We start from the raw sequence: 13255 nt of genomic DNA on the forward strand, positions 1-13255 counted from the left end.
CTGCCGCGGATAAGGGGTAACGGGCGGCCCGTCACCCCCATGCCCGATTAATAGGGCGAAATGTCGATGACCTGCCCCGAAGGGCTTGCCTTGCAGGTCGAGCGATAATGGCCGGTCGCCATCGTGAACTCATAATTGCCGCCGCCCGTCGTACGCTGGCTGACCGCGACGCTGCTGCCCCAGGGTGCGTTTTGATATTGATCGGCCCGACGCTCGCATGCGGCGCGTGCCGCATCGGGGCCGCCGCGCGCATAATTGCGGTTCGCCATGCGGCGGTTCGACGCCTCCTGCTCGCCCGCCATGAAGCCGTCGTGATAGGCCTCGCTGTCGTTGCGGTCGTACTGGCCGCCATAGAGGCCATCATTATAACCGCGCGAATAGTCGCCATCATGGTTGGCGTCGCCATGATCGCCATGCTTCTTCTTGTGGCTCGCGAGCGCCGCGATCAGGCCGACGGCCGCGATCGCACCGACCGCTGCGGCAGCGTCGCCGCCTCCGCCGTGGCCGCAATTGCCGCTGTCGGTCTTGTCGACCTTCGAATAGCGTCCGTTCGATACGACGACCGCGACGCAGGTTTTCGTGCCGCTGTTCCACCAATATTGCGCACCGCCGCTCGTCTTCGTCATTTCATAGCCGCGCGATTCCATTGCCGTTTCCGCGCCCGCGGCGCGCGAGCCCGGAAGATCGGCGATGTCCGATGGCGGTTTGGCCGCGGCGGGAGCAATGCTGCCAAGCAGCATCGCCGTGATGATCGTCGAGCCGGCAAATTGTTTCTTCATGACCATTTCCCCTGTCAAAACGTCCGAAACAGAATGCGCCCCGCCGCAGGCCGGATGCATCGCCCGACCTTGCGGTGGCATTCTACCAGAATTGTGACGGGCGCCGAACCGGTTTCATCGCCGGTTTGGCATGCGGTTTTATATCTGTGGCGGCCGAACATGCCGGCCGCAGCGCGACCCCCGGCACCGTCAGCTATAGGCGATCCAGCGCCCCGACGCACCCGCCGCAAGCCAGAGAAGCAGCGAAGCCGTAGCCATCGCCCGCGCGACACCGGGCGCGGTACCCGCCCAGCCCGCGATATGCGCCCCCCATATCAGCCGAAAGGCGGCAGCGTTCGCTAGAGCTGCGGCAACGATGATTAGTTTTCGTTCGAAAATAGCGGATCGTGCCAGCGCGGTGCCGTCGGCGGCGAACAGGATCGCTCCGCTGACCACCATCAGGACCAGCCCGGCGATGGCGACGGGCGTGAGTGCGCGCGACAGGCCGGCCAGCGGCAAGGACCGCCACAGGCCGATGATGCGCAGATCGACGACGCCGATCCCGCCCATCAGCATGACGAGACCGAGCAAATGCAGGCTGTTTGCAATCGGATATACGAGCGCCGAACCGCGCGACCAGGGCCCGATGCCGACCGCATCGAGCCACGCCGCAGCTGCCGTCAGCGCTGGCTCCACGCCGGCCGCCTCAGCGTAGCTCGACCGTTTTCTGGCCGATCATGATGCGCTCCACACGCATTTCGGTCGCGCCGTCACGCCGGACATAGCCCGTCAAGCGGATACGCTTGCCCGGCTCGATCTCGGCGCGCGTCAGTCCGCGCGCTTCCATCCTGCCCGTCGGCGCCAGAATGACGTCCCAAAGCTTGCCTTTCCAGCGCATCTTGGCGCTGCCGTGCGGATTGCCCCACGACAGTTGCGTAAAGGACGCTGTCAGGGTGACCGGCTTGGTCTCGTCATAGGAGGACCAGCCGTGATGGGCGGCGACGGGTAATGCGGCCAACGCCAAGGTCGTAGCCGCGATCAGCACGGGAAAACGCATCTTGTGTCTCCTTCCGCCCCTCGGGCCAAAGGCTAATGACGCGCGGCTTCCGGCGCAAGCACCCGTCGATCAGTAAGTCCGCCCGATGAGCACGCGCTCGACTGCCGGCTCGCCGGTGAAGAAGCAGGCGCCGTCCGCCGGGGCCGCGTCGAGCGGAGTATTGCGCATCGTCAGCTTGAGCGCCTTGAGCTGCGTCACGATCGCCTCGAGCGCCGCGCCGGTCGGGCGCGACCATTGCACCTCGGCCCAGCCGACGAACTTGTCGTCGCCGGCGAAATGCGCCTTGAGGTCGGTTACGTCGCGGCGGATGTTCGCGTGCAGGCGATCTTTCGCCTCGGCGTGGAGGTTCGACTGGATATCTTCCAGCGTGGCGACGGCCGCGGCCACGAACTCGCCCTTCGCGACGAATGCCGAGTTGAGCTTGCCGTCGTCCTTGTAGAGCCGGTCGCGGCGGATCACCGCGACATTGCCGCCGGCGACGTCGCGCGGGCCAATTTCGACGATGATCGGCGCGCCCTTCTTGACCCAGCCCCAGCGCTTGGTCTGCGCCTTGTTCGCGCTCGCATCGAGCAGTACGCGCACGGGCTCGCGGAACGCGTCGAGCGCCTTCAGCTGGACTTCGAGGTCGCGGCAATAATCGAGGATTGCGGCGTCCTCTTCATTGTCGCGCAGCATCGGCACGATGACGATCTGGTGCGGCGCTATGCGCGGCGGACAGCGGAGGCCATCGTCGTCGCCATGCGTCATGATGACGCCGCCGATCATGCGCGTCGACGTGCCCCAGCTCGTCGTGTGGCAGAGGCTGTGGCCGCCGTCCTTGTCCTGGTAACGGATGTTCGCCGCCTCGGCGAAGCCGGTGCCGAGATAGTGTGACGTGCCGGCCTGCAGCGCCTTGCCGTCCTGCATCATCGCTTCGATCGAATAGGTCGCGACCGCGCCCGGGAAACGCTCATTTTCGGGCTTTTCGCCGGCGATCACGGGCATCGCGAGGACATCCTCGGCGAAGCTGCGGTACATTTCGAGCGCGCGCAGCGTTTCGGCCATCGCGTCGTCCTTGTCGGCGTGCGCGGTATGGCCTTCCTGCCACAGGAATTCGCTGGTGCGCAGGAACATGCGCGTGCGCATTTCCCAGCGCACGACGTTCGCCCACTGGTTGACCTTGAGCGGCAGGTCGCGCCAGCTCTGCACCCAGCGGCTCATCGCATTGCCAATCACCGTCTCCGACGTCGGGCGGACGATCAGCGGTTCCTCGAGCTTCGCCTCGGGGTCGGGGATCAGCTTGCCCTTGCCGTCCTGGATCAGGCGGTGGTGCGTGACGACTGCCATTTCCTTTGCAAAACCATCGACATGGTCGGCTTCCTTCTCAAAGAAGCTTAAGGGAATGAAGAGCGGGAAATAGGCGTTCTGGACCCCGGCGTCCTTGATCGCGGCGTCCATCACCGTCTGGATGCGTTCCCAGATGCCATAGCCCCACGGCTTGATGACCATGCAGCCGCGGACGCCCGATTCCTCGGCAAGATCGGCTTCGGCAATGACATCCTGATACCAGGCCGCGAAGTCGGCCTGCCGGGTTACGCTGAGCGCATGTTTGACCATGATATTTCGTATTTTCCGTAGCTGGGGCGCGTTGGCGGCCCGATTAATTCTGCTGCTTCTTTTGGGCGAGCGCGGCCTTGAGTTCAGCGACCTCGGCCTTGAGTGCGGCAATCTCGGCGTCCTTGGCCTTGCTGCCGCCGGCGCCTGGCATGAAGGCTCCCGCCGCCTGCTGGAACATCTCCATATTGCGGCGCGTCAGTTCAGCAAGCGGGTTCGATCCCAGCGCGCCTTCGAGCGCCGAGCGGACATCCTGCTGGTTCTTGCGGAACGCGGTCATCGACGCTTCGAGATATTGCGGCACCATCGACTGCATCTTGTCGCCGTACATGCCGATCAGGTGGCGGAGGAAATTGACCGGCAGCAATGTTTCGCCGCGCGTTTCCTCGTCCATGATGATTTGCGTCAGGACATTATGCGTGATGTCGTCGCCGCTCTTGGCATCGACGACGCGGAAATCGCGACCGTCGCGGACCATGGTGCCCAGATCTTCCAGCGTGATGTAACAGCTGCGTTCGGTGTCGTAGAGTCGCCGATTGGCGTATTTCTTGATCGTGACGACGTCATCTTCCGTCGCCCCCGCCCTGGACTTCGCCATCTTGACCCGCGCTCCTTGTGTTCCCGGTCGATCGCGCCGCCCGGTGTTCGAAACCCGCATTAGCATCAAATAATGATGCGCCGCAACATGCGCAGATTCACGGGAGTCGAACCTTTTGTGATCGATTCGGCGCTGGTGGACGGCGCGCCGACCCCCAAGCGGCGCGCATGCGCAGCTTTCCGCAATCGGGCGCCGCTTGGGAGCATCGCTCCGCCTGTGCGCAATTTAGTTTCAATGGAAATCATATCCATGGCATTTTTGGTGTCCGGAATCGGGAATGGCAGCCATTCATTTCACAGACAGGCACTTTGATTCCAAGCGACCGCCCGGACGCGACGGCTGATCTGTTGCGAAAAAGCCACAGCGTGGCACCGGAGTCGGCGGACTGTCAGAAAAACTTCATCAAAAGCTTGTGCCCCCCGAAATTTCGGTCTTTCTAGGGCCCAATCCGTTCACTCCCATTTTCTGAACGGGCAACCGGGGAATTACATCATGAAGAAGACTAGCCTGCTAGTTCAGGGCTCTGCCCTGACTCTTGCTTTGTTTAGCGCAATGCCCGCGATGGCACAGGGAACCGCTCCGGCGGACGAAGTTGCGGAAGAAGGCGGTACGACGATCATTGTTACCGGCTCGCGCATCCGCCAGCCGAACCTTGAATCGACCGTTCCGATCACGACCGTGTCGGGCGAGGAATTCTTTGAAACCGGCCAGGTTTCGATCGGCGACGTCCTCAACGACCTGCCGCAGCTCCGCAGCACGCTCAGCCAGTCGAACGGTACCCGCTTCCTCGGCACCCGCGGCCTGAACCTGCTCGACCTTCGCGGTCTCGGCACCCAGCGCACGCTGGTTCTGGTGAACGGCCGTCGCCACGTTGCGGGCGACATCCTGTCGAACGGCGTGTCGACCGACATCAACACCATCCCGACCGACCTGATCGAGCGCGTGGACGTCCTCACGGGTGGCGCTTCGTCGATCTATGGTTCGGACGCCGTCGCCGGCGTGGTGAACTTCATCCTCAAGGACAATTACGACGGCATCCAGCTGCGCGCGCAGAGCGGTCTCAACCTCGACTATGGCGATGCAGGCAACCAGTATGTCTCGGCGCTGGTCGGCAAGAATTTCGCCGAAGGTCGCGGTAACGTCGCGCTGAACGTCGAATATGCCTATCAGTCGCAGTATGCGGCTTCGGGCCGTGGTCGCAACATCAACCAGAACAACAACTTCGTCGTTGTCGACACCGACTCCGCGACCGGCCCGACGCCGAACCGCGACGACGTGTTCGACCGTATTTTCTACGAAGACATCCGTTCGGCGACGATCTCGCTGGGCGGCCAGCTCGGCTTCACCAGCCCGACGGCGGCTTGCGGCCGCGACCCGCTGGGCGCAGCCTATGCCTGTAACTACCTGTTCCGTCCCGACGGTACGCTGACCCCGCAGACGGGCACGCGCATCGGCCTCGGCCCGAACGGCAACTATGTCGGCGGCAACGGCTATTCGGGCCGCGAAGGCAAGCTGGTCACGCTGACCCCGACGCTCGAGCGTATCTCGGCAAACCTCCTCGCGCACTTCGACGTTTCCGAAGCGTTCGTGCCGTTCATCGAAGCGAAATATGTCAAGACGACCGCCGTCGGTTCGCAGAGCGGCCCCTTCTTCTCGCAGGGCACCACTCTGGGTCAGCTCGATCCGCGCGAACGTCCGCGTCTCGACAACCCCTATCTGAACCCGCAGGCGCGCGCGATCATTGAGCAGCAGCTTATCGCGGGCGGCGCGACGCCGACCGGTGCGACGCGCTTTGCGCTGCGCAAGAACTGGGCCGAATTCGGTATTCGCGACGAACGTATCGAGCGTGAAACCTGGCGCGTTGTCGGCGGCCTGAAGGGCGACTTCAACGACGACTGGACCTACGAAATCTCGGGCAACTACGGCGAGTTCAAGGAAAGCAACGAGATCAAGGGCAACGTCAACGTCCAGCGTTATCTGCTGGGCCTCGACACTGCGCGTGACGGCGCCGGCAACATCGTTTGCCGTGCAACGCTCGATCCGAACAACACCGCGGGTTACATGAGCCTCGACGGCCGCACGCTTGGCCAGCTCAACGCGCTCACGAACCCGTCGGCAGACGACATCTATATTCGTGACCGTCTGCGTTCGGACATCGCGTCGTGCGTTCCGATCAACCCGTTCGGTGAAGGCGCTTCGTCGGCTGCCGCGCGCCAGTACGTCCTGCAGAACACGCAGGCGCAGGGCAAGATCACCCAGTTCGTGGCTTCGGGCTTCGTCGCGGGTGACCTCAGCCAGCTGTTCGAACTGCCCGGCGGTCCGGTCGCTTTCTCGCTCGGCGCCGAATATCGTCGTGAGACCAACTACTACGATCTCGATGACGATACGCAGTTCGGTTACGCCTTCTACAACGCGATCCCCGAATTCCCGAAGTCGACCTTCTCGGTGAAGGAAGTCTTCGGCGAAGTCTCGATCCCGCTGCTGAAGGACATGCCGTTCGCGCATGCGCTGACGGTTACCGGTTCGGGCCGTATCGCCGACTACAAGGGCGCGACGGGTACGGTTTACACCTACTCGACGGGCGTCGACTATTCGCCGATCGAAGACATCCGCTTCCGCGCCAGCTATTCGAAGTCGGTTCGTGCACCCAACCTTTCGGAGCTGTTCTCGGAGCAGAGCCAGAACTTCGCACCGAACTTCACCGATCCGTGCTCGGCACGTAACATCGGTGCCGGTTCGCAGTTCCGTGCGGCCAACTGTACGGCTCAGGGACGTCCGGCGAACTATGACTTCGTCTATGTTCAGTCGCTCGAAATCGTCAGCGGCGGCAACCCGGACCTGAAGGAAGAAACGTCGAAGAGCTTCACCGTCGGTGGCGTTTTCGAACCGCGCTTCCTGCCCGGCTTCTCGCTGTCGGTCGACTATTACGACATCAAGATCGACAACGTGATCACGGCTGTCGCAGCACAGACGATCGTCAACCAGTGCTACGACCTCCCGACGCTGAACAACGCCTTCTGCGGCGCGTTCAACCGCGTCGGCGTGAACGGGGCGACGGGCAATGGCGAAGAGAATTTCCGCATCGTCGAAGGTGACCTCCTTCAGTCGACGCTGAACTTCGCAAGCCTGACCGCGCGCGGCCTCGACTTCAACCTGAACTACCGCAAGTCGTTCGATTGGGGCAGCCTCTCGGTCAACGGCGTGTGGACGCACGTTCTGGAACGCAGCAACTTTGTGAGCCCGACCGATCCGAACTTCGAGAACCGTATCCTCGAAGAACTCGGCGATCCGAAGGACGCATTCAACCTGCGCACCAAGGTCGACGTCGGTAACATCGGCTTTACCTACGAACTGCGCTACCTCGGCGGCATGTATCTGAACACCTATGAGGACTTCAACGAACTGCAGGGCCGCCCGGCTGAAAACCCGGACTATGCCCAGGTCAAGAAGTTCCCGGCGGTGTGGTATCACAATGTCCGTCTCGACGCAGACGTGAGCGACAAGTTCAACGTCTATGTCGGCGTCGACAACCTGTTCGACCGTCAGCCGCCGTTCGGCCTGACCGGTGTCGGCGCGGGTTCGGGTATCTATGACGTCCGCGGACGTTACGGATATGTCGGCGTGGTCGCCAAGTTCTGATCCGCAAGATCAGCAAGAGAAACGGGGGCCGGACCAAAAGTCCGGCCCCTTTTTTTTGTGCCGCTTCCCCGATAGGAAGAGACATGGCCGAAAACCCAACCATTGCCGACGAGGCGGCGCGCCTGCTCGACGCCGGCGCCGTCGAACGCGCCGTGCACCTTGTATCCGATGCCGCCCGGCGTGGCGATGCCGGCGCGCTCAACGAGCTTGCGCTCTGGCATGTTTACGGCAGTCCCGTGCGGCGCGATTTCGGGCTGGCACGCCTGCTCTTCGGGCGAGCCGGTGAAGCCGGACACAAAACCGCAGCGATCACCCATGCCGTGTTCGTCGCCCTCGGCGCAGGAGCCGATCCCGACTGGCGCGCGGCGCTTGCGCTGCTTCGCGCAGCCGCGCGCAGCGATCCACTTGCGGCGCGGCAGTTGACGATCATCGACAGCATGGACCTTGACGAGCATGGGCGGCCGCTTTCGCTTCCCGGCGCGCGAGAGCGGGCAGCATCACCCGACGTGCAACAGTTTTCCGCGCTCTTCTCGTCCGAAGAATGCGCGCATTTGATAACGCTGTCGGCGCCGCTGCTTGTCCCGTCGATCGTCGTTGATTCCCGGACGGGGCGCCAGAGTCCCAACCCTATCCGAACGTCCTTCGGGACGGTGCTCGGACCGATCCAGCAGGACATGGTCGTCCACGCGCTCAACATGCGCATGGCCGCGGCGACCCGGACGCACGTCGATCAGGGCGAGCCGCTCGTCGTCCTGCGTTATGAGCCGGGACAACAGTATCGCGAGCATCATGATGGCCTGCCGGGCGAAGCGAACCAGCGCGGCCGAACGGTCATCGCCTATCTCAATGATGGCTATGACGGCGGAGAAACGAGCTTTGCGGCCGCCGATCTCGCGATCAAAGGCGGCAAGGGCGATGCCATTTCCTTCGTGAACACCCTGCCCGACGGGCGCATCGACGAACGAAGCCGTCATGCGGGGCAACCGGTGACGCGCGGAAGCAAATGGATCTGCACCCGCTGGATTCGGGAAAAGAGCTTCGATCCCTGGGGCCTGCGAACGCCTTCGCCCCATGTGCGGACGGTTTAGGTCCAGATCCGGTCGAACCGGGAGCCAAGCGCCGTAAGCAGTTCATATTGCGACAGCCCGCTGTTCGCGGCTGTTGTCGGCAGGTCGTAATCGAGCGCGAGCCAGTCGCCCTCGCCTATCGCCGCGGCGTTGCCGGCGTCGAAGGCGATGAGGTCCATCGACACGCGGCCGATCAGTGGCAGAACGCGTGTCTGCCATGCCGCCCCCGCCGAACCGGCATGGCAGCGCAGAAAGCCATCGGCATAGCCCATATTCGCGATCGCAACGCACCCATCGCGAGGAGCCGTCCACGTCGCGCCATAACCGACCGTCTCGCCCTGACGCACGGTACGAACCTGAAGTACGCGCGCTTCAGGGTAGACAACCTGACGAACATGTCCCTGCGCTTCGCCCCGCGGGATGCCGCCATACAGCGCGATGCCGGGGCGCGTGAGGTCGAACGCATAGTCGGCGCCGAGGCAGATACCGGCGCTGTTCGCCAAGCTATATCGTCGGGCGGGGATTGACTGGCTAAGGGCGCGGAAGGCCGCCAGCTGGCGTGCGTTCTGCTCGCTGTCCTCATCGGCCGATGCGAGGTGGCTGAGCAAGGTTTCGATAGAAATCCCATCGAGCGCGCCGCCCATGGCTTCGTCGACGCGGAGGCCGAGGCGGCTCATCCCCGTATCGATCATCACGTCGCATGGCCGCCCTTCGCCGGCTTCACGCCAGCGCGCGACCTGTTCGAGGCTGTTCAATACCGGGCGCGCCGGAAGCATCCGCGCGGCGACCATATCGCTCGTGCCGACGCCGTGGAGCACCGACAACGACACGCCCTCTTGAAGCGGCATCAAAGCGGCCGCCTCGGTCCAGGTCGCGACAAAAAAGTCACGACAGCCCGCCGCGGCGAGGTAGCGGACGACGTCGCGTGCGCCAAGGCTGTAGCCATCGGCCTTGATCGCGGCACCGCATGCGGCAGCGCCGCTTTGCGCGGCGAGCCAGCGCCAGTTGGCGACAAGCGCGTCGCGATCGAGACGGAGGCGGAGCGGCGACGGGATTTCGATCATCCCCCTGCCCCTATACGGGTTCAACCGTCGCGCCAATGGCATGTTCAGGTTGTCGGAGCGCGCTTGTCCCACTGGCCTTCGACCGGGTCCTTGAGCATGAAGGCCGTCACGAGGAAGGCGACGAGCACGACACCCCATGTGTACCAGAGCCCGGAATAGGCATTGCCGGTCTTCGCGATGATGAAGCTCGCGATCAGCGGCAGGAAGCCGCCGAAATAGCCGGTCCCTAGATGATAGGGGATCGATAGCGACGAATAACGGACGTGCGGAGGAAACATCTCGGACAGCAGTGCCGCGACCGGGCCATAGGTGAAGCCCGACAATGCACTGAGGCCGAGTAGCGCGACGAGGATCACCGCGATGCCAAGCGCGCCCGGGATCTGTTTCTCGAAATCATATCCCATCGCCTCGAGCGCAGGTTTCAGGACCGCGGGATCTTCGCCGGCGACTTCGCGGCGGCCGATTGTCACCGCGACGCTGTCGAAACCGCTGCCGCTGTCGACGACCGTGTACGGGACGCCCAGCTTGGTGAGTTCGCCGAGGGTCTTTCCGCAGACGGTTTCCTGTTGCTGCGCAAAGGGATCGAAACTGCATTGCGAGCCGGTGACGACCACCGGTGCCTTTTCCGCCGCCGCGGTCAGCGCGGGGTTGCCCACGCTGCCCATCAGCCAGAAGAGTGGGAAGAGAAGCACGAGCGTCGCGGCATATCCCCAGACGATCGGCTTTTTCCGTCCGACCCGGTCGGAGATGCGGCCCGCCCATATGAAGAAGCCCATGCCGAGCGCGGCCGCCACTCCGACGATGATTTCGGCGGCCGTGTCCTCGACCTTCATCGGCCCCTTGAGGAAGGCGAGGCCCGAGAACATCGCGGTGTACCAGATCACCGTCAGTCCGGCGGCGATGCCGAACAGCGCGATGAAGATGCGCCGCGGGTTGCCTGGATAGGTGAAGCTCTCCTTCACCGGGTTCTTGGCGATCTCGCCCTGCTGCTTCATCGCCTGGAACACCGGGCTTTCGGAAAGTTTGAGGCGCATCCACAGCGAGATCGCGAGCAGGATCAGCGAGAGCAGGAAGGGCACGCGCCAGCCCCAGCTTTCCCAGATCGTGTCGGACATCAACGCCTTGCAGCCCAGCACGACGATCAGGCTGAGCACGAAGCCGCCGACGACGCTCGCCTGGATGAAGCTGGTGTAGAAACCGCGCTTTCCGGGCGGCGAATGTTCGGCGACATAGACCGCCGCGCCGCCATATTCGCCGCCGAGCGCGAGCCCCTGCAGCACGCGAAGCAGGATGACGATGATGGGGGCCGCGATGCCGATCGTTGCCGCCGACGGGATCATGCCGACGCCTGCGGTCGCGATGCCCATCAAGGTGACGGTGACGAGGAAGGTATATTTGCGCCCGAGCCGGTCGCCGAGAAAGCCGAACAGCACCGCGCCCAAGGGCCGGAAACCGAAACCGACCGCGAACCCCGCCCAGACGAGCAGGATTTCGAGCGTCGCATTGTCGCTGGGGAAAAAGGCCTTGCCGATGATCGCCGCAAGCGTGCCGTAGATAAAGAAGTCATACCATTCGAACACGGTGCCCGCCGACGAGGCGGCGATGACCATGCGGATGTCCTTGGCGCTCGGCTGATAGACCGCGCCATGATCGGCGACGGCGGCTGCGTCGGTCATATACTCTCCCCCGGCCTCGTCGAAAGCGCGGGGCCATAGCGTTTCTCTAACCGCACCGCGCCTATGCGCAAGTATTGTTGGCGGCGGCTCGTCGCGGTGGCACTATAGGGTCATGCAGTTCATCGACCTTTCGATTCCGATCACCAACGACGTCGTATCCGACCCGCCGGTGATGCGCCCCAACATCACCTATATGACCCATGAAAATACGTGGGAGCAGATCGCGATGTTCTTTCCGGGGCTGACGCGCGAGGATTTGCCCGACGGCGAAGGCTGGGCGGTCGAGATGCTGTCGCTGAGCACGCATAACGGGACGCATATGGACGCGCCTTGGCATTATCATTCGACCACCGACAGCGGCACCTCGCCTGCCCCATCGATCGACGAGGCACCGCTCGATCTCTTCTTTCGGCCCGGCGTAAAGCTGGATTTCTCGGACCGCCCGCACGGGCATGTCGTGAGCGGCGCCGAGGTCGAGGCCGAACTTGCGCGTATCGGGCATGAGCTCCAGCCGCTCGATATCGTGCTCGTCCAGTCCGGCGCGATCTACGGCACCGACAATTTCACCGATCAGGGTTGCGGCATGGGCGCCGAGGCGACGCTGTACCTGACCGAGCGCGGGGTACAGGTCGTCGGCACCGACGCGTGGAGCTGGGACGCGCCGTTCAGTCACACCGCGCGGCGATGGGCCGAAACGCGCGATCCATCGATCATCTGGGAAGGGCATAAGGCGGGGCGCATCCGGCCCTATTACCAGATCGAGAAGCTCACCAACCTCGCCGCGATCCCCGCAACCGGGTTCACCTTCAGCTGCTTCCCGGTGAAGATCGAGCGCGCGAGCGCGGGCTGGATCCGCGCGGTGGCGTTGGTGGAATAGCCTTCTTCGTCACCCCGGACTTGACCCGGGGTCCATGCCGTCGCGGCAGAAATGGATGCCGGATCAAGTCCGGCATGACGAAGGCTTAGAGATTTCTGGTGAACAGAATCCATAACGTCCAACCGGCCAGCACGAGCAATGCACTAAAGGTCGCGAGGACGCCGATCTGCCGCCCGAGCGGTGCCTTCCCCGGCTCCGACGACGTATAGAGGCCGATCACATGCGCGACGCGGCCGATCAGGAAGGTCGCGCCGATGATCATCAGTGCCATATGATTGGCACGCGCGGTTTCGAGCAGCCCGAGCAGGATGATCGTGATCGGCGCATATTCGGCGAGATTGCCGTGCGCGCGGCTGGCGCTGATCAATTTGGCATCGCCATGGTCGCCGAACGCGGCCTTCACCCGCAGTCGCTGGCGCACGGTATCGATCGCGGTGACAAGCAACAGCAAGGCGCAAATGGCGGCCACGAACGCGGTTACCGGTAAAGTCATTGTCCCTCTCCCCTGTTTCCCGCGCGCAGTCTAACGGGCAAGCGCCGCGCCGGGAAGATCAGAAGAGGCGCGATCCGTCGGGAACCCTGCGATCGGGTGCGAACAGGATCACCGCGCCCTCCTCGTCGGCGAACCCCAGCGTCAAAACTTCGGACATAAATTTACCGATCTGGCGCGGCGGGAAGTTGACCACCGCGGCAACCTGGCGTCCCGCAAGTTCTTCGAGGGCATAACGATCGACGATCTGCGCGCTGCTTTTCTTCACCCCGATCGCGGGGCCGAAGTCGATCTTCAGCTTGAATGCGGGCTTGCGCGCCTCGGGAAAGGGCTCGGCCTCGACGATCGTGCCGATGCGGATGTCGACGCGGAGGAAATCGTCGAAGTCGATCGCCTCCGCTGCCGGAGCATCCTGATCGTGATTGACATGCATGAC

General features: G+C 63.5%; 13 protein-coding genes. 4 read left to right on the forward strand and 9 right to left on the reverse strand.

Annotation, left to right across the window (positions count from 1 at the left end; all coding sequences use genetic code 11):
• Positions 1 to 47: 47 nt before the first annotated feature.
• From GGC65_RS01795 to phaR, 5 genes are all read right to left on the reverse strand, one after another.
• Positions 48 to 779, reverse strand: a complete 732-nt coding sequence (locus GGC65_RS01795) for a hypothetical protein (RefSeq protein ID WP_192645589.1) — start codon at positions 777 to 779, stop codon at positions 48 to 50.
• A 189-nt stretch (positions 780 to 968) separates the two neighbouring features.
• Entirely contained in the window at positions 969 to 1454 is a 486-nt protein-coding gene (locus tag GGC65_RS01800; RefSeq protein ID WP_192645590.1) for a DUF6644 family protein, read from the reverse strand.
• A gap of 10 nt (positions 1455 to 1464) precedes the next feature.
• Complete coding sequence (locus tag GGC65_RS01805; RefSeq protein WP_192645591.1) at positions 1465 to 1815, reverse strand: DUF6152 family protein; 351 nt, start codon at positions 1813 to 1815, stop codon at positions 1465 to 1467.
• A 69-nt stretch (positions 1816 to 1884) separates the two neighbouring features.
• The gene (gene proS, locus GGC65_RS01810; protein ID WP_192645592.1) at positions 1885 to 3411 is read right to left on the reverse strand and encodes a proline--tRNA ligase; all 1527 of its coding nucleotides are present in this window, start codon (positions 3409 to 3411) and stop codon (positions 1885 to 1887) included.
• Between the two features lie 43 nt (positions 3412 to 3454).
• Positions 3455 to 4006, reverse strand: coding sequence for a polyhydroxyalkanoate synthesis repressor PhaR (gene phaR, locus GGC65_RS01815; protein WP_192645593.1), 552 nt, complete (start codon positions 4004 to 4006; stop codon positions 3455 to 3457).
• A gap of 72 nt (positions 4007 to 4078) precedes the next feature.
• Here phaR and GGC65_RS01820 point away from each other — a divergent pair, with 72 nt between their 5' ends.
• The 3 genes from GGC65_RS01820 to GGC65_RS01830 all read left to right on the forward strand — a co-directional run bounded on the left by GGC65_RS01820 (position 4079) and on the right by GGC65_RS01830 (position 8733).
• Entirely contained in the window at positions 4079 to 4318 is a 240-nt protein-coding gene (locus GGC65_RS01820; RefSeq protein WP_192645594.1) for a hypothetical protein, read from the forward strand.
• A gap of 249 nt (positions 4319 to 4567) precedes the next feature.
• Entirely contained in the window at positions 4568 to 7645 is a 3078-nt protein-coding gene (locus tag GGC65_RS01825; RefSeq protein WP_225940633.1) for a TonB-dependent receptor domain-containing protein, read from the forward strand.
• Positions 7646 to 7728: 83 nt separating this feature from the next.
• Positions 7729 to 8733, forward strand: a complete 1005-nt coding sequence (locus tag GGC65_RS01830) for a 2OG-Fe(II) oxygenase (RefSeq protein WP_192645596.1) — start codon at positions 7729 to 7731, stop codon at positions 8731 to 8733.
• Here the strand turns inward: GGC65_RS01830 and alr are convergent.
• On the reverse strand, positions 8730 to 9776 hold the full coding sequence (alr, locus tag GGC65_RS01835) for an alanine racemase (RefSeq protein WP_192645597.1): 1047 nt from the start codon (positions 9774 to 9776) through the stop codon (positions 8730 to 8732). The genes GGC65_RS01830 and alr overlap by 4 nt on opposite strands.
• Positions 9777 to 9820: 44 nt before the next feature.
• The gene (locus tag GGC65_RS01840) at positions 9821 to 11452 is read right to left on the reverse strand and encodes an MFS transporter (RefSeq protein ID WP_192645598.1); all 1632 of its coding nucleotides are present in this window, start codon (positions 11450 to 11452) and stop codon (positions 9821 to 9823) included.
• Positions 11453 to 11564: 112 nt separating this feature from the next.
• On the opposite strand from GGC65_RS01840, the gene GGC65_RS01845 reads away from it, so the two are divergent.
• The gene (locus tag GGC65_RS01845) at positions 11565 to 12329 is read left to right on the forward strand and encodes a cyclase family protein (protein WP_192645599.1); all 765 of its coding nucleotides are present in this window, start codon (positions 11565 to 11567) and stop codon (positions 12327 to 12329) included.
• 85 nt (positions 12330 to 12414) lie between these two features.
• On the opposite strand, the gene GGC65_RS01850 is transcribed toward GGC65_RS01845, so the two are convergent.
• Together GGC65_RS01850 and GGC65_RS01855 are read right to left on the reverse strand one after the other, a co-directional pair.
• Complete coding sequence (locus GGC65_RS01850; RefSeq protein ID WP_192645600.1) at positions 12415 to 12822, reverse strand: MAPEG family protein; 408 nt, start codon at positions 12820 to 12822, stop codon at positions 12415 to 12417.
• A gap of 58 nt (positions 12823 to 12880) precedes the next feature.
• Positions 12881 to 13252 (reverse strand): tRNA-binding protein, encoded by a 372-nt coding sequence (locus GGC65_RS01855; protein ID WP_192645601.1) that lies wholly within the window; start codon positions 13250 to 13252, stop codon positions 12881 to 12883.
• Between the last annotated feature and the right edge of the window lie 3 nt (positions 13253 to 13255).

This window comes from Sphingopyxis sp. OAS728 (assembly GCF_014873485.1).
GTDB lineage: Bacteria > Pseudomonadota > Alphaproteobacteria > Sphingomonadales > Sphingomonadaceae > Sphingopyxis.